This window comes from Haloferax sp. Atlit-109R, from assembly GCF_003665865.1.
GTDB classification, from domain to species: Archaea; Halobacteriota; Halobacteria; order Halobacteriales; family Haloferacaceae; genus Haloferax; species Haloferax volcanii.
Genome location: NZ_QPLO01000002.1, coordinates 322,235 through 338,010, shown reverse-complemented (window position 1 = coordinate 338,010; position 15,776 = coordinate 322,235). Strand labels below are relative to the sequence as shown.

Below are 15,776 nucleotides of genomic sequence, written 5' to 3'. Positions count from 1 at the left end.
TGCCGAGGTCATAATGGTTCGCGCGAGCGTTCAACGGATTGACGGCTTCCGTCAGCGAACCGTTCGGAGGAACGACAGGAGATGGCCGAACGTCTGTTCGAACGCCCGGTCGTAGTGGTCGAAGTGACCCGCGGGGAGTTCGACGAGCGTCGCGTCCGGAAGTTCGTCCGCGAGGGCGGCGACCGCGTCGGCGGGCGCGAGGTCGTCGCGAGTTCCCGAAACGAGGAGCGTCGGGCAGGTGACCGCGTCCGGGTCGGGAAGCGCTCGGTAGCGAAGTAACGAGAGGAACAGCCGAGCGGGCGTCTCGTCGCGCCACGCGCTCCCCGGCGGCACGAGGTCGCGGTAGGCGGCTCGCACGCCGGGGTCCTCGAAGACGGCCATCGACGAGCCGTCGCCGACGACCGGGACGCGATACGGGCCGAGGAACCGCGACTGGAGTCTGTCGCGGACGCCGGCCGCGAGTGCGGCGAGCGCGCCTTTGACGCCGCGGCCCCGCGTGACGGCCGTCCCGTCGAGCATCGGGTTCTGGGCGACGACGGCGGCGACGCGACCGTCCTCGGCCGCCGCTCGGAGCGCGTAGCCGCCGGAGAGGCCCGCGCCCCAGAGGACGAGCGACCGGAAGTCTATTTCGTCGCGCCCGCGGAGGCCGGAGAGCGCCGCGTGCCAGTCGGCAATCTGCGAGTCGGGGTCGACGAGGTTCCGGGGCTCGCCGTCGGAGTCGCCGGTGTTGCGATAGTCGAAGAGGAACGCCGCGTAGCCCGCCTCGGCCAGCCGCTCGGCGTAGGGGCGGAGGCCGAAGCGACGCTCCGCCGCGAGCTCGCCGGCCATGACGACCACCGGCGGCGACTCGACGCCGTCAGGACGGTAGAGCCAGCCCGCGCAGTTCGACCCCTCGCTGTCGAACGTCAGCGCGACGCGCGAGTACTCGAAGTGCGAGGGCCGACGCGGGCCGCGCGCGGCGGGCGGCTCGCCGCGGTGTCGCCACGCGCTCACGCGTCGCCCTCCTCGTAGAGGCTGTCGAGGACGCGCTGGGACAACTCCTCGTCGTCGAGCGCGTAATCGTTGTACGCGCGAATCCAGTCGGCTTCGAGCGTCCACGTCGCCTGCACGTCGCCCTCGCTTCGGAGCACCGTCGCCTCGACGGTTCTCGGTTCGAACTCGTCGTCGCGGGCGAGTTCGAGGAAGGCCGTGACCGCGCGGCCCACTTCGCCGTGATCGGGTTCGACGTCCGGGAACGCCGTGAGATACGTCAGCGAGACGGCGTCGTCGAGCGAGACCGATTCGACGCTGATGCCGTTGCCGCGGAGCGCCTCCTCGACGGCGGTCGCCGGTTCGAGGTCGTTCATACCACGCGATACGACTGCCGGCGGCTAAACGTTTGCCGCGAGACAGAACGACGCGCGGGTCCGACCGACGGCGTCGCGTCGGCTCGACGGGGACGAACCGGGTCAGTCCGCGCTCGCGTCGGCCCGGCGAAGCGCGTCGTGGAGCGAAAACAGCGGCTCGATGTCGCCGGCGGCGTAGTCGACGAGGAGTCGAGTGAGTTCGGCGTGCGTCCGCGTGTGGTCGAGTTCCGCGACGACGCCCTCGACGTACGCCTCGCCCAGCGCCTCGCCGACGTGCGCGCCCTTGACGTGGTCGGCCTCGACGCCGAGGCGGTCGAGGTAGCCCGCCGGGAGGTCGTAGTCGTCGTACCAGACGGTCGGCTGGTCGACGCCCGCCTCCTTGCACGCCTTCCACAGCGCCGGGATGTCGCGGTTCGGCCGGACCGCCTCCGGGTACGCCTCGGCCGCGAGCGTCCCGAGGTCGACGTGGTCCGCGAACAGCGCGTCGATTCGACGCGGCGCGTCCGCCCAGACGCCGGCGTCGGCGACGCGGTCGGCCCACGCGCGGAGGTGGTGTTCGTCGAAGTACTCGCCGTTGTAGGTGACGACGCCCTCGCCGCCCGCGCCGCGGGCCTCGCACCACTCGACGACCCGCCGGAGGAGGTCGGCGGTGTGGTCGAGCGACCAGTCGCCGTCGCGGAGGAGCACCTCGACGTCGACGGGAGCGTCGTCGCCGGCGCGGTGGCCGAGACCGACGGCGACCAACTCGAAGTCGTCGGTGTTTCGGAAGTCGCTCGGCTGACCGTTCGGGCTTGCCGTCTCGATGTCGACCGCGAGTCGCCCCTCGTGCATACCCCGCTGTTCCGCCGGCGGGAGTCAAAAGTGGCCGGATTATCCGGCGAGTCGGGCGGTCCGAGACGAACGCGCCGCTATCCGGTCGAGCGCGGCAGAAATGAAGTGAAGTGGAAGTGACGTTCGCCGCGGGTGTGCGGCGGCAGTCGAGCGCGTCGGGGCTCGGCTCGCTACTCGGAGCCGAACATGTTGCGCATCATCGGGTGCATCTCCATGAGCTGTTCCTCCGCGATCTCCTCGTACAGCTTGTACGTGATGGAGACCGTAAGGAGCAGCCCCGTCCCGGAGACTGCGCCGATGGTGCCGAGCATGTTCGCCATGACGGCGAGCAGGCCGACGAGCGCGCCACCGATGACGGTCACCTGCGGGATGTACCGCTCCATGACCTTCTCGATGACCTGCGGGTTACGGCGGAACCCGGGAATCTGCATCCCGGAGTTCTGAATCTGCTGCGCGGTCGATTCCGGACCCATTCCCGTCGTCTCGACCCAGAATATCGCGAACACCGCGCCACCGACGATCATGAAGATCAGGTCGATGAGCACGCGGATGGCGATATCGAGCGGGTCGGCCGACGTGAGTCCGAGGAACCACATCCAGTCGGACCGCGACTGGATGGGCGCGAGATAGTAGAACAGGCCACCTGTGACCTGTCCGCTCGTGTACTGGCCGAGCCACGCTGGCATGCCGACCCACGAGGAGTTGAGGAAGCGCCCGAGGAACTGGATGTTCGCTTGCAGGGCGCGAACGAGGATCATCGGCAGGACGCTCGCATAGATGAGCTTCACCGGGAAGCGGCCGCGGGCACCCTTCACGCGGGCGTGCGAGAGGGGAATCTCGACGCGGACGCTCTCGGCGTAGACGACGATGCCGAAGATAAGCAACGTCGTGATGAGCGCGAGCAGCTGTCCCTGACCGAGGAAGACCGTCGACAGCAGGTCGGTCGGCGAGGCCGGTAGTTCGATGGCACCGGTGATGATGCCGATCCACGTCGCGAAGAAGCCCGACGTGCCGCCGAGGCCCTGCCAGCTGAACAGCCCGCCGACGAGCTGTTGGCTGACGCCGGCGATAATGAACAGGCCGACCCCGGATCCGACGCCCCACTTGCTGACGATCTCGTCCATGAAGAGGATGAGGACGCCACCGACGGCGATCTGCGCGAAGATGAGTCCCTTCACGCCGACCGTGCCGATACCGAGCGATGTCGCTACGGCCTGGTCGGCCGGCAGGAAGTTGCCGGCGAACACCATCGGCAGGCCCGTCAGGCAGATCATGACCCCGACGAGCAGCTTCTGCAGTCCCTGATAGAGGACCTGATCGCGCGGGTTGTTGTCCGTGTCGAGCCCGAGCAGGTCAGCACCGCCGAGCAGTTGTAGAACGATGCTCGCGGTGACGATGGGACCGATGCCCAGCTGGAGCACCGAACCCTGCTGGCCGGCCAAGATGGACCGGAACTGACCGAACAGGTCGTTCGCGGTCGCGGCGTCGAGGCCGAACAGCGTCACGTTCGTCAGGAAGAAGTACAAGACGAGAATGCCGCCGGTCCACCCGAGCTTCCGGCGGAACGGAACGTGTCCCTCCGGTCGGGCGACTGCGGGCATCCGCGAAAGCACTGGTTCGGCGGCGTCCTTCCATCCCATGATTTATTCCTCGTCGTCTTCGTCGGCGTCGGCCGATTCCTCGGCTTCAGCCGCTTCTTCCGCGCGTTCGGAGAGTTCGGCGTCGCCGCCGGCCTCTTCGATGAGTTCGACGGCACCGGCCGTGAAGGCGTCGGCGACGACGTGCAGTTCGTTGCGAACCTGCCCGCCGCCGAGCACCTTCACGACGTCCGCTTCCCAGCCGTCCTCGGCCACGTCGCGGGCGTCGATGACGTAGGTGTCGCCGTCCTTCTCGGCGACTCCGTCGGCCGCGAGGAGCGCCGCGTCCTCGTCGAGCTTCTGGACCTTGACTTCAGCGACGTCGTCCTGCAGGACGTCCGGTCGCTTGAAGCCGTGCTTGCCGAGCGGCTCGTAGTTGTGGAACTCGTGTTTGTCGCGTCCGGCGCGGCCGCGACCGCCGCGGTGACCGGCACCGCGTCGGTTCTTGTGCGTACCGCCGCTGTGCGTGCGGGAACCGCGTTGGCGTCGCTTCTTGGACGTCATCGCATGTCCTCCAGGAGTTCGTCGATCTGTTCGGTGCTGTGCTTACCGAGCTGGCCGCCTTCCTTGGTGACGTGCTTCTGTCCGCGGTGGCCGCCGCGCGGCGGGTGCAGACGAAGCACGGGGGAGACGCCCTGCTCTCGCAGCGTCGTCTCCTCGTCGACGATGGCCTGCGCGAGCGCAGCCACGTCGTCGTAGTCGGTGTTCTCGGAGACCCACTCGTCGGTGATGTCGCCGTCGCCCTCCTCGGGCTCGGCGCGCGTGCTGATGAGGGTCTCGACGACGTCGACGCTCGGCTCGCCGTGCGCGACGAAGTCGTTGACCTTCGAAATCATCCCGCGGTAGGCGTCGGTCTCGGGCACGAACGTCGCGTGATTCACGCGGTGGATGTTGAGCATCGTGAGCGTGTCGCGGACGTCCTGTGCGATGTTGACCTCACCGCGAAGCTGAACGATAGCCTGCATTATTCGCGCACCTCCTGACGGACTTCACGAGCGCGCTGCGGAGTACGGGACTGCGACGCGTTCTTGAGTGCGTTGTAGGTCGCCTTCGCGAGGTTGACCGTGGTCCGGGTGTTCCCGTCGCTCTTGGTCCAGGCGTCCTGGACGCCGGCGAGTTCGAGGATGTTCCGGACGGTCTCTGCGGCCGCGAGGCCGAGACCCTGCGGGGCGGGGATAATACGGACCGTCACGGAGCCGGCCTTCCCCTCTGCCTTGCGCGAGAGGGAGTTGAGGCCGCCTGCGCGGTCTTCCCACGACCCCGAGCCGCGGTCTACCTTGATGATGTTCAGTTTCGCCACCTCGATGGCTTTCTGGATGGCACCGCCGACCTGGTCGTCGCGGGCCTCAGCGTAGCCGAGGTAGCCGTCACGGTTCCCGACTGCGACGACACACCGGAACTTCACCCGGCGGCCGGAGTCGGTCATGCGCTGGACCATGTTGATGTCGAGCACCTCGTCGTCCAGTCCGGGAAGGAGCTGGTCGACGAGCTGGGGTTCCTTGAGCGGAAGTCCCGTCTCGAGCGCCTGGTCCATCGACGTGACGTCGCCGTTCTGCACCATGCGGCCGAGCCGCGTTCGCGGCTCCCAGCCGTTGTTATTGCTGCTCATTCGTCCTCCTGAAGGTTCCCGAGCACTTCGTCGAAGTGGTCGGGGAGGTTCGTGGCATCGAACTCTCCACTGTAGAGCGGCTCGTCGAGCTGCTCTGCGTACTCGGCGATGTGGACACCGCGGTTGCGGTCCCAGTCAGCGAGTACTGCATCGTTGTGGGGGATTTCGAGGCCAGCGTCGATAGCACCCTCCTGCACCGCGAAGACCTTGTTTCCGGGCGTGGCCGTGTTGAGGCCGATGTCGAGGACCGCTTCCTCGACGCCGGCGGCCAGCGCCCGCTTACCTGCCAGATACCCCGTGAGGTACGCGCTCGGGAGGTTGCCCGTGGGGGCTTCCCAGCCGTACTCGTCGAGGTCGGCAGAGGTCGCTGCAGCGTGGGTCTCGTCGCCCTGCGGGCCCGGAGTGACCAGCTGCGCCCTGACGTGCTTGTTGCTCACGCGAGCAACGAGGCGGGGCTTGCCCGATTTCAGCAGGCGCAACCTTTGATGGTAATCGGTCCGGACTTCGCGGCGACGCCGCATCGGAACCTTGTATCGTGGTCCGGTCGCCATTATTGAATCTCCACCTGGTAGTTGTTCTGAATGTATGCTTCGAGCCGGTCCACGCTATCGAATTCGCCACCGGACGCCTTGTTGTAGAGCGTGCGGTACTGGGAACGGTCGAGCGTTCCGTCCTCGCGAAGCTCCTTCAGGCGACGGCGCTGGGCGCGGATTCGGCTGACCCATGCGTCCTTCTTGTTCTGTCGAGCGCCGGAACGGCCCTTGCGGGAGCCGGCACCCTTGCGGTGACCGTAGGAACGCTTGGCGGCGCGCTCGCGTGCGCGACCTTTCGAGTTGCCCTTAGCGTCCTTGGCGCGAATCGTGCCCTCGTCGACGAGTTCACGGATGTCTTCGCGCGTGATGGCCTCCGCGATTTCGGCCTGTTCTTCGGGGTCGAACCACACTCGGCTCTTGCCGACGTCGAGGACGTCGGCCGCCATTCGCTTCTGCGCTTTGAGGTCCGTCATCAGTTATCCACCTCGACTTCGACGTAGGTGGGGTTGAGGACGCGAATCTCGCGGTCCTCACACGCTTCCTCGATGCGCTCGCGCTTGCGCGCGCCGACCGAGGAGGCGATGCGAACTGCCTGCGTATCGCCGTCGATGCCTTCGAGGTCGTCCGTGTTGAACACGCGGACCTCCTCGAAGCCCGACGGGTGAAGGCCGCGGGCGGCCTTCGGCGTGCGGTAGCCCGCCTCGACCTTGGCGCCCTTGCCCTTGATGCCGATACGCTGTTTGGAGAGACCACCACGGGGGCGACGCCACGACGTGGGCGTGCGCTTCTTCTTGTGGTAGTCCTGCCGGTTGAACTGCGGCTTGCCCTCGCGGCGCTTCTGCGCCAGGGCTTCCGCGGTTTCGTCGTCGAGCTGGGGCTTCTTGTCCGCGTGACCGCGGGGCTGAAGCTCCGTCTCGACTGCTTCGGCTTCCTCTTCCTCAGGCTCGGCTTCGGACTCGTCTTCGACTTCGGCCTCGGCCTCGTCGGAGACCTCGAGGCCACCGACGTCGGCTTTGATACGCGCGGCGAGCGCGTTCCCGATGCCGTCGACCTCGGCCAGTTCGGACTGGCTCGCGGCCTGTACGTCGTCGACGCTCTCGAAGCCGGCTTCGCGGAGCGCGTCGGCCTTCGACGGGCCGACGCCGCTGATGTCTTCGAGTTCGGTGATTTCTTCCGACATTAGGCATCACCAGTCTGCGGTTTCTGGGTGATGTACACGCCGTCGGTGAACACGCGAGTGTCCTTGTCCTTGACGCGGGTGAGTTGTTCGATGTCGGCGGCGGTCTGCCCGACGTCCTCCTTGTTGGAGCCCGTCAGGGTGAGTTCTTCGCCGTCGACCTGTACGTCCGTGTCGCCGCGAATCTGCGCTCGTCGCGGGGACTTCTCGCCGAGGAAGTTCTTGATGACCACGTCGCTGCCTTCCACGCTGACCTGCATCGGGAAGTGAGCGTAGTGGACTTCCATCTTGTACTCCCACCCCTCGGTCGCGCCGTGAAGCATGTTGTTCACGTGGCTCTCGAAGGTACCGATGGTCGCGTTGGTCTTCGCGTTCTCGACGTCGCTCTCGATGACGACAGCGCCGTCTTCGGCGGAGACCGAGACGTTCGGGTACCAGAGGCGCTTGGTGACGCTTCCGTTGGGGCCCTCGATGGTGAGCTCGAGGTTCTTGACCTCGGCGGATACCTCGTCCGGGATTTCGATTTCTATTCGGCTCATTGTACTAGTAGACGTAGGCGATGATCTGGCCACCGATGCCCTTCTCGCGGGCCTCGTAGTGGCTCATGACGCCGTGGCTCGTCGTGACGATGAGCGCGCCGTAGTCACGGGCGGGGAGGAATCGCTTCTCCCATTTCTCGAAGTCGTCGGCTCCGGCGGAATACCGGGGCTTGACGACGCCACAATCGTTGATTGCGCCTTTCAGTTCAACCTCGAACAGACCGGCCTTGCCGTCGTCGACGAACTCGAAGCCGTCGATGTACCCGCGGTCGTAGAAGACCTCGAGGACGGAGCCGATGATGTTGGAGGCGGGCTGGATCTCGTGGGACAGGTGTCCGACGCTCTCGGCGTTATCCACACCGGAGAGCGCGCTACTGAGTGGGTCGTTGTCAGCCATTGCTTATCGGTACTTCTTGAATCCCATCTCGCGGGCGATCTCTCGGAAGCACTGGCGGCACAGGTTGATGTCGTACTTGCTGACAAGTCCCTGCTTTCGACCGCAGCGCCGGCACTCGTTCTCCTGGCCGGTGCGGCGGGACGCGTGCTCGCCCGTCTGTTCTGTTTCGCTATCGCTCATTCTTCAACCTCCACGTCGAACGTGGACTCGATGAACGCGACGGCGTCCTCGACGGTCATCCGGTGGGACGACGGAATCTGACGGGAACGCTTGTCGCGCTTTTTCACTCGGTAGCCGGGGCGGACGAGGTTGACCGTCACGTCCAGCCCGTAGATACCGATCTGCGGGTCGTACTCCTGGCTCGGGAACTCCGTGTGCTCTTCGACGCCGAAGCCGAAGTTGCCGGTCTCGTCGAACGACGAGACGGAGAGGTCCGCGATGGGGAGTGCGGTTTCGAGGAACTCGACGGCGGTGTCACCGCGAAGAGTGACCTTCGCGCCGACGGGTTCGCCGCGGCGAACGCCGAAGTCCTGGGAGGCGCGGCCGGAGATCGTGCGAACGCTCTCCTGACCGGTGATCTCTTCGAGGATGTCTTCGGCCTTGGCGAGTTCGCGACCACCTTCGCCGACGCCCATGTGGACGACGACCTTCTCGATGCGCGGGTCGCGCATCTCGTGGAAGTCAGCCTCGCTCATTCGTCATCACCGCCGTCAGCAGCCTGACGTGCTTCGGACTCGTCGTCCGAACCCGTGAAGTTCTCGTCGATGACGACGACGTACTGTTCGACCGTCTCGAACTCGCCGTCTTCGGTCTCGACGACAACGGAGTTGTTTCCGCTGCCGGGCGTGACGATGATCTCGGTGACCTCGCCGATTTCGCCGGCGTGCTGGCCGTTGACGGCCGTGACGAGCGCGCCTTCCTCGTAGGGGAAGTGCGCGACGACATCCTTCGTCTCGTTGTCGACGACGATGGAGTCCTTGCCGCTGTACTCCGAGGCGTCCTCGACGACGAGGGTCGCTCCGTCGTGGAGCGTCAGCTGGAAGTCGCCACCGCTGACCTGCGTCTTGTTCACAATCTTGCCGAGACGGCTGGATGCCGAGTCGGCGTCGATGGGCGTCAGCGCCAGGCGGCCTCCCTCGTCGGGGAAGACGCGGTAGTACTCCTCTCGCTGGACGAACGCCAGGATGTCGAACATCCCGATGGGACGGCGGACGTCGGAGGCCACGTCGCCGTTGACCAGAATGCTCTGGTGGTTGAGGGCGTACTGGGCCTCCTTCTTCGAGTCAACGTAGCCGAGCACGTCGCGCAGGACGATGATGAGGGGAACCCCCGCCTCGCCGTGCGGACCCGCTCCGGCCTTGACCGTGAACGTGCCTGTCTTGCGCTCGACCGGCCAGGACTTCGGTACGGACAGTCGCTTCTGGTGTCGAGTCATTCGTTATCCTCCTTGAGTCGGGCCTCGCGCACGTCGTCTTCGAGGTCCAGTTCCGTCACGCGGACGTTACTGGCCTGAAGGGGGCGTGGGACCTCCTCGCCGTCGGCTTTCTCAACGACGACACCGTCGACGTAGATGACGGCGTCGGTGAGGTCGACCTCGGTGACTTCGCTTTCTTCGCCGGCGAAGTCGCCGCGGAGCACCTCGACCGTGTCGCCCGCGTTGACGCGGACGTTACGGCTGCCGTACTCCTCGCGGAGGTCGGCCGACAGCGGTGCGCGGACCTGCTTTTGCCGCTCGTGGAGCGGCGCGTCGCGAATCTGGGTTCGCTGTTTGCGCGGTTGTCGAGTCATACTATACGATCATCGTAGCCGTCGATGCGATACTCCCGAAGCGCTCGGCGACTTCGCGTGCGACGGGACCCTTGATTTCGGTCCCGCGAGGCTCTTCCATCTCGTCGATGATGACGGCGGCGTTGTCCTCGAACTTCACACGCGTGCCATCGGGCCGGCGGATGGATTTCCGCTGGCGGACGATGACCGCTTCGAGCACCTGGCGGCGCATCTCGGGGGTACCTTTGGTGACCGAGACGGTCACCTTGTCCCCGATGCCTGCCTTGGGGTGGCGGTTCTTCGTGCCGGAGTAACCCGCGACGCTGATAATCTTCAGTTCACGAGCGCCGGTGTTGTCGGCGCACGTGACCAGCGAGCCACGGGCGACACCCTTGGTGATGTCCGCTTTGAGCGCTTCCATCACTCGTCACCTCCCATAATCTCGACGACGACGTGAGATTTCGTCTTCGAGAGAGGTCGGGTCTCCGCAATCGTTACTTCGTCACCGACAGCGACGTCGTCGAGCACGCCCGGCACGTGTGCCGGGATGCGGGAACGTCGCTTCATGTAGCGGTCGTACTTCGGAACGAATACGTCGTACTCCCGCTCGACGATGACGGTCTTTGCCATGTCCGTCGAGACGACCGTCCCCTCCAGGGTCTGACCCCGGACGGAGAGCGAGCCGTAGAACGGACATTTTTCGTAGTCGTAAGCCTCGGAATCGTCAGGTTCCGGAGGCATTGGAACGTCAAGTCCTATCGCCATTTCGAGTCACCAGTAGTTTCGGTGCGCAGGGCGGGTCGTGAGAGCAGTTGTGCGCCATCCACCGTAACGTAGGCCACGCCCTCGCAATTCCCCGAGGGGGAAGCCGCCGATGATGAGTCGGCGAGCCGATCAGACTGACTGGCATCAAATCCGCCAGTAGTATCCGACCGAAGTTTGGACGCGGTCCCCGACGCCTTCGCAGCGTCGGCGGCTTCATCTGTACGCGGAATCGCAAATTCGAAGGTCGCCCCTCGCTTTGGCACCTGCCGCACCCGAGACCCGTCGTCGACCATGAACGTGTGCATCGTCTCGACGACGATGCGACCGGCTATTCCGACGAGGTCGGGGTTCGCCGCGTCGACGACCTCCACGTGGAGGCCGTTGAGTTCGTGTCGCGTGAGGGTCTCGGGTGTCAGTGGCATTATTCTTCGTCGAGGTCGCCTTCTTCGCCCTGAATCGTCTTGATTCGGGCGATGGTCTTCTTCAGTTCAGAGACGCGACCGGGGTTCTCCGGCGCGCCACCCGCGGCCTGCACGGCCTTCGCGTTGAGCAGCTCCGTCTCGAGCTCTTCGAGCTCGGCGGTGCGCTCTGCGGGCGTCATGTCGCGAATCTCTTCGGTGTAGAGGATCGCCATTTATTCTTCCTCCGTTTCGTCGTCGTCTTCGTCTTCCATCTCCGCGACGAGGTCGGCCGCCTCTTCGGCGACGTCTTCGTCGAGTTCTTCGTCGTCGTCGACGACTTCCTCGACCGCTTCCTCGTCGTCGGCATCGTCGACGACTTCCTCTTCGACGGCTTCGACGGCCGCTTCCTCGACGACGTCTTCGTCGACGGCGTCCGTCTCGGCGTCGGCGTCCTCGGAGACGTCCGGAACCTCTTCCGGCTCCTCTTCGAGGAGGTCCTCGACGCTTTCGGTCTCTTCGATCTGTTCGACCGCGTCGGGGTTGGCGTCTTCCTCGACTTCGAAGTCGTCGGGGAGTCGCGCACCCGGCGGGATGATCTTGACCGTCACGCCGATGGTACCGAGCTTCATGACTGCGACGCCCTGGCCCTCGTCGACGATCTCCTGTGCGGGCTCGCCGTTGTGCTTGATGTAGCCGCGGTTGAACTTCTCGACGCGGGAGCGAGCGCCCGTGACCTTACCGGAGAGGACGATTTCGGCACCGAGTGCGCCGGCGTCCATGATGCGGTCGATGGTCGTGTGGCCCGCCTTACGGAAGTACCAACCGCGCTCGAGCGCGTTGGCGAGGCGGTCGGCGACGATCCGGGCGTTGAGGTCCGGTTCGTCGACTTCCTGCACGTCGATCTGGGGGTCGTCGAGGTTGAACCGCTCTTCGAGTTCGCGGGTGACCTTACGGATGTTCTTCCCGCCTTTCCCGATGACCATCCCGGGCTTTTCGGCCTTGAGCACGATCTGCGTGCCCATCGGCGTCTTGGCGACGTCCATGCCGCCGTAGCCCGCTCGACCGAGCTCTTCTGCGAAGAACTCGTCGATTTGGGACCGCTGCAGTCCGTTCTCGATGAATTGGTGTTCGTCAGCCATTATTCCTCGACCTCTTCGATGATGAGTTCGACGTCACAGATTGGGGTGTTCCACGGGTCCGCCCGACCGAAGGCGCGGGGCTTGCGACCCTGACGCTCGCCGACCTTGTGGGCGGCGACGTGCTTGATCTCCATGGCCGGTCCGTCGAACCCCTGTTCGGTCGCGTTGTTGCGAACGTTTTCGAGGAGTTCGAGGAACGCCTTGGACGCCTTCTCGGGGTACCGTCCCGCGTCCCAGCCGTCGATGTCGCTTCGGTGACCGACGCCGGAGTTGTGCTGCTTGAACGGAACCGACCGCTCGCCGTCGATGACGGCTTCGAGGTACTCCTCTGCGTCGGCGACGGGCATCCCCTTGATGGCGCGGGAGATGGCCTTGCTGTGCTTGATGCTGATGGGCCGGTCCCGGAGCATACCCTTGGCCGTGGTGTCCGGGTCGGCCTCGACGCTGTAGTTGATTCCCATGGTTTACTTGAGGGGCACGAACTTCGAAGACCGGGTCGCGCCGATACCGGCCTGACCGTGCTCGACCGAGCTACGGGTCAGCTGGAACTCGCCCAGGTAGTGACCGATCATCTCGGGCTGAATCTGGGTGCGTTCGAACTCCTGACCGGTGTAGACGGCGAAGGTGAGACCGACGAATTCGGGGAGAATCGGCATGTCGCGCAGGTGCGTTCGAATGGGCGCGTTGGCCGTCTCCTCTTCCGTCTTGTCCTGAGCCTTCGCGAGCAGCTTCTCGTGCTCGGCCGACAGGCCTCGGGTGATGGTTCGCCGCTGACGAGCGGGGAGCAGTTCCGCGACCTCGTCGAGCTCCATCTCCTGCAGCTCGTCGAGCGTGTAGCCGCGGTAGGTGAACTCACCTTCGCGGCCGGTGCGGTATTGCGTACTCATGGTTACTTACCTCCCTTGCCACCGCGACCGGTGCGTTTGGAGGCGATGTCACCGACCTTCCGGCCCGGCGGAGCGTTCCGCGAGACGGACTTCGGCTGACCGGGGTGCTGCCGGCCGCCGCCACCGAACGGGTGGTCGACGGCGTTCATAGCAACACCACGCACGCGCGGCCACTTGATACCGCGCGCTTTCATCTTGTGGTACTTCTTCCCTGCCTTGACGAACGGCTTCTCCGTGCGGCCGCCACCGGCGACGACGCCGATGGTGGCTCGGCAGTTGGGGTTGAGGCGCTTGACCTCGCCCGACGGGAGCTTCACGATAGCGACCTTGCGGTCGTGCGAGAGCAGCTGCGCGCTCACGCCGGAGGCGCGGGCGAACTTCCCGCCGTCGCCGGGCTGGTGCTCGACGTTACAGACGGGAACACCCTCGGGAATCTCGGCGAGCGGCAGCGTGTTGCCGGGCTTGATCTCGGCGGAGACGCCGATCTGAAGCTCTTCGCCGACGCTGATGCCCTCGGGCGCGAGAATCATGCGCTGTTCGTCCTCGAACTCGACGAGGGCGATGGGCGCACTGCGTGCGGGGTCGTGCTCGATGCCGACGACCGTCCCCGAGATGGTGTCTTTGTCTTCGGACTTCTTGTGCGACAGTTCGGCCTTGTAGCGGTGCGACGGCGCCCGGAACGTGGACGTACCGCGACCGCGACGCTGGCCCTGAATTCGGCGTCCCATGGTTAGAACACCCCGATACGCGACGCGACTTCCTGCGCGTCGTCGTCTTCAGAGAGACGAACTGTTGCTTTCTTTTTGCCTTTCATCGTGACCTGCGTGTTGACCTTCTCGACGGTCACGTCGTAGCGCGACTCGACTTCCGACTTGACGTCGGACTTCGTCGAGTCGATGTGGACGATGAACTGGAGCTTGTTGTCGAAGTCCATCTGGTTCATCGCCTTTTCCGTGACCAGCGGGTGTTCGATGATGCTCATCGTTCTGCGACCTCCTCGAGCGCGCTCTCGGTGAACAGCGTGAGGCGACCGGCGTGGGTGCCGGGCGCGAGGTCCTCGGCGGAGACGTTCGCCGCGGTGGCGACGTCGACGCCGGCGAGGTTGCGAGCCGCCTTCGAGGGCTCGTCGGCCGTCACGAAGAGGATGGACTTCGGACGGGTGTACTTGCGACCGCGGAGTTTGCCCTGGCCGCTCTTGACCTTCTTGTTCTCCTCGGAGCGCTCGATGTCGTCGTAGACGCCGAGCGACTGCAGGAGGTCGACGACCTCCTGCGTCTTGACGAGGTCCTCGAAGTCGTCGGAGACGACGAGGGGGAGTTCGACGTCGTCGTCGAAGCGGTGACCGCGCTCGGCGACCAGTTCGGGGTCCGTCGTGGCGGCGAGCGCCGAGCGGACGGCGAGCTTACGCTCCTTCGTGTTGATCTCCTTCCCCTGGTCCTTCTCGGCCTTCGGCGGGTGAGCGCGACGGCCGGAGACGGCGTGCGGGACGCGTCGGGCGACGCCGTTCTGGCGTGGGTCGTGGGACATCCCACGGCCGCTGCCCATGGACTCTGCCGGGGTTCGAAGTCCGGCGTAGGGGTCGGCACCGTACGGCTGTTTTCGGTTTGCCTGCGCGGCGATGACGGCACGCTTGATGAGGTCCGGACGGTAAGCCGTCTCGAAGACCTCGGGCAGGTCGATGCTGCCCGCGTCGTCGCCGTTCAGGTCTCGGATAGTTGCCTGCATGGTTTAACCCTGGTTCGATGCGGTAGAGACGTAGCGCACCTCGGGGTCGAGGCGCGGCTGGTCGTTCGGCCGGATGGCCGGGCGGAACCGCAGAAGGCGCTTGTTGGGGCCCGGCAGCGAGCCCTTGATGAGCGCGTACGAGCCGTCGACCTCGCCGTAGTTGACGAAGCCACCTTCGACGGAGGCGTCGTCGCCCTCACCGAGGTCGATGAGGCGCTTGTTGAGTTCGGTGCGCTGGTGGTAACCGGTCTGACCGAGCTGCGGAACCGTAGAGCGGACACGGGACGGGTTCCAGGGGCCGAGGTTGCCAATACGGCGTCTCCAGCCCTGGCGGGCGTGCTTGCCCTTACGCTTCTGGACGCCCCATCGCTTGACGGGACCCTGCGTACCCTTACCCTTCGTGACACCCGCGGCGTCGAGGTACTCGCCGGCGCGGAACACGTCGGACATCTCGTGTTCGCCGCCCTCGGCAACGAGGTCGAGGGCGAAGTCGGCGCGCTCCACCATGGAGCCGCCGCCGACGCGAGTCTCCATCACGTCGGGCTTCTTCTTGGGCACGTTCGCGAGCTCGGAAGGCACCGTGTGCGTGATGACGCGAAGGTCATCGACTTCGCCGGCCTCGACGGCCTCGCGAAGCGCGTCGGCGTCCGAGTCGAACGTGTCTTCTGCCGGCAGGTCGAGGACGCGGTCGAGTTCGTCGTGGAACTCGCCCGCCCAGACCTCGGTCTGCGGCTTCATACCGTACGGCGTCTGCTCGTAGGCGCGAAGGGCGACGGCGCGCATCGGCGGCGTCTCGACGACGGTCACCGGGACGGACTCCTCCATTCCTTCGCGGGGGGAGTCTGCCTCGTCGTTGACCATCATCACGTGGGTCATACCGGCCTTGTAACCGGCGAAGCCCTGCAGCGCTGGGGAGCCGTCGTCGGACGGCCACGACTTGATGCGTGGAACCTCCTTGACTGCTCGCTTGCGCGGGCTGAAGCCCATCGAGCCTTTTCGTGGTCTGCTTGGTTGTGGCATGGA

At 65.6% G+C, this 15,776-nt stretch carries 27 protein-coding genes; all 27 read right to left on the bottom strand.

Annotation, left to right across the window (positions count from 1 at the left end; translation table 11 throughout):
- Nucleotides 1-51 precede the first annotated feature (51 nt).
- The 27 genes from DVK03_RS10410 to DVK03_RS10280 all read right to left on the bottom strand — a co-directional run bounded on the left by DVK03_RS10410 (nt 52) and on the right by DVK03_RS10280 (nt 15,773).
- Nucleotides 52-993, bottom strand: a complete 942-nt coding sequence (locus DVK03_RS10410) for an alpha/beta hydrolase (RefSeq protein ID WP_115802884.1) — start codon at nt 991-993, stop codon at nt 52-54.
- Nucleotides 990-1,346 (bottom strand): hypothetical protein, encoded by a 357-nt coding sequence (locus tag DVK03_RS10405; protein WP_008605701.1) that lies wholly within the window; start codon nt 1,344-1,346, stop codon nt 990-992. The genes DVK03_RS10410 and DVK03_RS10405 overlap by 4 nt, the downstream gene beginning before the upstream one ends.
- A gap of 102 nt (nt 1,347-1,448) precedes the next feature.
- Nucleotides 1,449-2,177: a hypothetical protein gene (locus DVK03_RS10400; RefSeq protein WP_115802883.1), complete on the bottom strand. Its 729-nt coding sequence runs from the start codon at nt 2,175-2,177 to the stop codon at nt 1,449-1,451.
- Nucleotides 2,178-2,347: 170 nt separating this feature from the next.
- A complete protein-coding gene (gene secY, locus DVK03_RS10395) occupies nt 2,348-3,817 on the bottom strand; it encodes a preprotein translocase subunit SecY (RefSeq protein WP_004062422.1) in 1,470 nt (489 codons plus the stop codon).
- 3 nt (nt 3,818-3,820) lie between these two features.
- Nucleotides 3,821-4,318, bottom strand: coding sequence for an uL15m family ribosomal protein (locus tag DVK03_RS10390; RefSeq protein WP_004042560.1), 498 nt, complete (start codon nt 4,316-4,318; stop codon nt 3,821-3,823).
- Nucleotides 4,315-4,779, bottom strand: a complete 465-nt coding sequence (locus DVK03_RS10385; RefSeq protein WP_004062421.1) for a 50S ribosomal protein L30 — start codon at nt 4,777-4,779, stop codon at nt 4,315-4,317. Before DVK03_RS10385 ends, DVK03_RS10390 begins: the two co-directional genes overlap by 4 nt.
- A complete protein-coding gene (locus DVK03_RS10380; protein ID WP_008605703.1) occupies nt 4,779-5,423 on the bottom strand; it encodes a 30S ribosomal protein S5 in 645 nt (214 codons plus the stop codon). The genes DVK03_RS10385 and DVK03_RS10380 overlap by 1 nt, the downstream gene beginning before the upstream one ends.
- A complete protein-coding gene (locus tag DVK03_RS10375; RefSeq protein WP_004062419.1) occupies nt 5,420-5,974 on the bottom strand; it encodes a 50S ribosomal protein L18 in 555 nt (184 codons plus the stop codon). The genes DVK03_RS10380 and DVK03_RS10375 overlap by 4 nt, the downstream gene beginning before the upstream one ends.
- Nucleotides 5,974-6,429, bottom strand: a complete 456-nt coding sequence (locus tag DVK03_RS10370; RefSeq protein ID WP_004042571.1) for a 50S ribosomal protein L19e — start codon at nt 6,427-6,429, stop codon at nt 5,974-5,976. Before DVK03_RS10370 ends, DVK03_RS10375 begins: the two co-directional genes overlap by 1 nt.
- The gene (locus DVK03_RS10365; RefSeq protein ID WP_004042573.1) at nt 6,429-7,136 is read right to left on the bottom strand and encodes a 50S ribosomal protein L32e; all 708 of its coding nucleotides are present in this window, start codon (nt 7,134-7,136) and stop codon (nt 6,429-6,431) included. The genes DVK03_RS10370 and DVK03_RS10365 overlap by 1 nt, the downstream gene beginning before the upstream one ends.
- Nucleotides 7,136-7,672, bottom strand: a complete 537-nt coding sequence (locus DVK03_RS10360) for a 50S ribosomal protein L6 (protein ID WP_004042575.1) — start codon at nt 7,670-7,672, stop codon at nt 7,136-7,138. The genes DVK03_RS10365 and DVK03_RS10360 overlap by 1 nt, the downstream gene beginning before the upstream one ends.
- A 4-nt stretch (nt 7,673-7,676) precedes the next feature.
- Complete coding sequence (locus DVK03_RS10355) at nt 7,677-8,069, bottom strand: 30S ribosomal protein S8 (protein ID WP_004042581.1); 393 nt, start codon at nt 8,067-8,069, stop codon at nt 7,677-7,679.
- Between the two features lie 3 nt (nt 8,070-8,072).
- On the bottom strand, nt 8,073-8,249 hold the full coding sequence (locus DVK03_RS10350; protein ID WP_004042587.1) for a 30S ribosomal protein S14: 177 nt from the start codon (nt 8,247-8,249) through the stop codon (nt 8,073-8,075).
- On the bottom strand, nt 8,246-8,764 hold the full coding sequence (locus DVK03_RS10345; RefSeq protein ID WP_004042589.1) for a 50S ribosomal protein L5: 519 nt from the start codon (nt 8,762-8,764) through the stop codon (nt 8,246-8,248). Before DVK03_RS10345 ends, DVK03_RS10350 begins: the two co-directional genes overlap by 4 nt.
- Entirely contained in the window at nt 8,761-9,504 is a 744-nt protein-coding gene (locus tag DVK03_RS10340) for a 30S ribosomal protein S4e (protein WP_115802882.1), read from the bottom strand. Before DVK03_RS10340 ends, DVK03_RS10345 begins: the two co-directional genes overlap by 4 nt.
- Complete coding sequence (gene rplX, locus DVK03_RS10335) at nt 9,501-9,857, bottom strand: 50S ribosomal protein L24 (protein ID WP_004042593.1); 357 nt, start codon at nt 9,855-9,857, stop codon at nt 9,501-9,503. Before rplX ends, DVK03_RS10340 begins: the two co-directional genes overlap by 4 nt.
- Before the next feature lies 1 nt (nt 9,858).
- Nucleotides 9,859-10,257 carry a 50S ribosomal protein L14 gene (locus tag DVK03_RS10330; RefSeq protein ID WP_004042597.1) on the bottom strand — a complete coding sequence of 133 codons (399 nt, stop codon included), beginning with the start codon at nt 10,255-10,257 and terminating at the stop codon, nt 9,859-9,861.
- Nucleotides 10,257-10,601, bottom strand: a complete 345-nt coding sequence (locus DVK03_RS10325; RefSeq protein ID WP_013035359.1) for a 30S ribosomal protein S17 — start codon at nt 10,599-10,601, stop codon at nt 10,257-10,259. Before DVK03_RS10325 ends, DVK03_RS10330 begins: the two co-directional genes overlap by 1 nt.
- A complete protein-coding gene (locus DVK03_RS10320; protein ID WP_004042600.1) occupies nt 10,592-11,023 on the bottom strand; it encodes a ribonuclease P protein component 1 in 432 nt (143 codons plus the stop codon). The genes DVK03_RS10325 and DVK03_RS10320 overlap by 10 nt, the downstream gene beginning before the upstream one ends.
- Entirely contained in the window at nt 11,023-11,235 is a 213-nt protein-coding gene (gene rpmC / locus DVK03_RS10315) for a 50S ribosomal protein L29 (RefSeq protein WP_004062417.1), read from the bottom strand. The genes DVK03_RS10320 and rpmC overlap by 1 nt, the downstream gene beginning before the upstream one ends.
- On the bottom strand, nt 11,236-12,141 hold the full coding sequence (locus DVK03_RS10310; RefSeq protein WP_115802881.1) for a 30S ribosomal protein S3: 906 nt from the start codon (nt 12,139-12,141) through the stop codon (nt 11,236-11,238).
- Nucleotides 12,141-12,602 carry a 50S ribosomal protein L22 gene (locus DVK03_RS10305; RefSeq protein ID WP_004042608.1) on the bottom strand — a complete coding sequence of 154 codons (462 nt, stop codon included), beginning with the start codon at nt 12,600-12,602 and terminating at the stop codon, nt 12,141-12,143. The genes DVK03_RS10310 and DVK03_RS10305 overlap by 1 nt, the downstream gene beginning before the upstream one ends.
- A 3-nt stretch (nt 12,603-12,605) precedes the next feature.
- On the bottom strand, nt 12,606-13,028 hold the full coding sequence (locus tag DVK03_RS10300) for a 30S ribosomal protein S19 (protein ID WP_004042610.1): 423 nt from the start codon (nt 13,026-13,028) through the stop codon (nt 12,606-12,608).
- 2 nt (nt 13,029-13,030) lie between these two features.
- Nucleotides 13,031-13,756, bottom strand: coding sequence for a 50S ribosomal protein L2 (locus DVK03_RS10295; RefSeq protein ID WP_004042612.1), 726 nt, complete (start codon nt 13,754-13,756; stop codon nt 13,031-13,033).
- 2 nt (nt 13,757-13,758) lie between these two features.
- Nucleotides 13,759-14,010, bottom strand: coding sequence for a 50S ribosomal protein L23 (locus DVK03_RS10290; protein WP_004042614.1), 252 nt, complete (start codon nt 14,008-14,010; stop codon nt 13,759-13,761).
- Complete coding sequence (rpl4p, locus tag DVK03_RS10285) at nt 14,007-14,753, bottom strand: 50S ribosomal protein L4 (RefSeq protein ID WP_115802880.1); 747 nt, start codon at nt 14,751-14,753, stop codon at nt 14,007-14,009. Before rpl4p ends, DVK03_RS10290 begins: the two co-directional genes overlap by 4 nt.
- Nucleotides 14,754-14,756: 3 nt before the next feature.
- Nucleotides 14,757-15,773 (bottom strand): 50S ribosomal protein L3, encoded by a 1,017-nt coding sequence (locus tag DVK03_RS10280; RefSeq protein WP_004062414.1) that lies wholly within the window; start codon nt 15,771-15,773, stop codon nt 14,757-14,759.
- Nucleotides 15,774-15,776 lie beyond the last annotated feature (3 nt).

Excerpts from the sequence above, each read along its gene's own strand:
- DVK03_RS10350 (WP_004042587.1), bottom strand. The coding sequence starts at position 8,249 with ATGAGCGATAGCGAAACAGAACAGACGGGCGAGCACGCGTCCCGCCGC.
- DVK03_RS10330 (WP_004042597.1), bottom strand. The coding sequence starts at position 10,257 with ATGGAAGCGCTCAAAGCGGACATCACCAAGGGTGTCGCCCGTGGCTCG.
- rplX (WP_004042593.1), bottom strand. The coding sequence starts at position 9,857 with ATGACTCGACAACCGCGCAAACAGCGAACCCAGATTCGCGACGCGCCG.
- DVK03_RS10365 (WP_004042573.1), bottom strand. The coding sequence starts at position 7,136 with ATGTCGGAAGAAATCACCGAACTCGAAGACATCAGCGGCGTCGGCCCG.
- DVK03_RS10290 (WP_004042614.1), bottom strand. The coding sequence starts at position 14,010 with ATGAGCATCATCGAACACCCGCTGGTCACGGAAAAGGCGATGAACCAG.
- DVK03_RS10405 (WP_008605701.1), bottom strand. The coding sequence starts at position 1,346 with ATGAACGACCTCGAACCGGCGACCGCCGTCGAGGAGGCGCTCCGCGGC.
- DVK03_RS10375 (WP_004062419.1), bottom strand. The coding sequence starts at position 5,974 with ATGGCGACCGGACCACGATACAAGGTTCCGATGCGGCGTCGCCGCGAA.
- DVK03_RS10340 (WP_115802882.1), bottom strand. The coding sequence starts at position 9,504 with ATGACTCGACACCAGAAGCGACTGTCCGTACCGAAGTCCTGGCCGGTC.
- DVK03_RS10295 (WP_004042612.1), bottom strand. The coding sequence starts at position 13,756 with ATGGGACGCCGAATTCAGGGCCAGCGTCGCGGTCGCGGTACGTCCACG.
- DVK03_RS10305 (WP_004042608.1), bottom strand. The coding sequence starts at position 12,602 with ATGGGAATCAACTACAGCGTCGAGGCCGACCCGGACACCACGGCCAAG.
- DVK03_RS10360 (WP_004042575.1), bottom strand. The coding sequence starts at position 7,672 with ATGAGCCGAATAGAAATCGAAATCCCGGACGAGGTATCCGCCGAGGTC.
- DVK03_RS10355 (WP_004042581.1), bottom strand. The coding sequence starts at position 8,069 with ATGGCTGACAACGACCCACTCAGTAGCGCGCTCTCCGGTGTGGATAAC.
- DVK03_RS10370 (WP_004042571.1), bottom strand. The coding sequence starts at position 6,429 with ATGACGGACCTCAAAGCGCAGAAGCGAATGGCGGCCGACGTCCTCGAC.
- DVK03_RS10390 (WP_004042560.1), bottom strand. The coding sequence starts at position 4,318 with ATGACGTCCAAGAAGCGACGCCAACGCGGTTCCCGCACGCACAGCGGC.
- secY (WP_004062422.1), bottom strand. The coding sequence starts at position 3,817 with ATGGGATGGAAGGACGCCGCCGAACCAGTGCTTTCGCGGATGCCCGCA.
- DVK03_RS10380 (WP_008605703.1), bottom strand. The coding sequence starts at position 5,423 with ATGAGCAGCAATAACAACGGCTGGGAGCCGCGAACGCGGCTCGGCCGC.
- DVK03_RS10320 (WP_004042600.1), bottom strand. The coding sequence starts at position 11,023 with ATGCCACTGACACCCGAGACCCTCACGCGACACGAACTCAACGGCCTC.
- DVK03_RS10280 (WP_004062414.1), bottom strand. The coding sequence starts at position 15,773 with ATGCCACAACCAAGCAGACCACGAAAAGGCTCGATGGGCTTCAGCCCG.
- DVK03_RS10325 (WP_013035359.1), bottom strand. The coding sequence starts at position 10,601 with ATGGCGATAGGACTTGACGTTCCAATGCCTCCGGAACCTGACGATTCC.
- rpmC (WP_004062417.1), bottom strand. The coding sequence starts at position 11,235 with ATGGCGATCCTCTACACCGAAGAGATTCGCGACATGACGCCCGCAGAG.
- DVK03_RS10385 (WP_004062421.1), bottom strand. The coding sequence starts at position 4,779 with ATGCAGGCTATCGTTCAGCTTCGCGGTGAGGTCAACATCGCACAGGAC.
- DVK03_RS10400 (WP_115802883.1), bottom strand. The coding sequence starts at position 2,177 with ATGCACGAGGGGCGACTCGCGGTCGACATCGAGACGGCAAGCCCGAAC.
- DVK03_RS10345 (WP_004042589.1), bottom strand. The coding sequence starts at position 8,764 with ATGAGCGAGGCTGACTTCCACGAGATGCGCGACCCGCGCATCGAGAAG.
- rpl4p (WP_115802880.1), bottom strand. The coding sequence starts at position 14,753 with ATGCAGGCAACTATCCGAGACCTGAACGGCGACGACGCGGGCAGCATC.
- DVK03_RS10310 (WP_115802881.1), bottom strand. The coding sequence starts at position 12,141 with ATGGCTGACGAACACCAATTCATCGAGAACGGACTGCAGCGGTCCCAA.
- DVK03_RS10300 (WP_004042610.1), bottom strand. The coding sequence starts at position 13,028 with ATGAGTACGCAATACCGCACCGGCCGCGAAGGTGAGTTCACCTACCGC.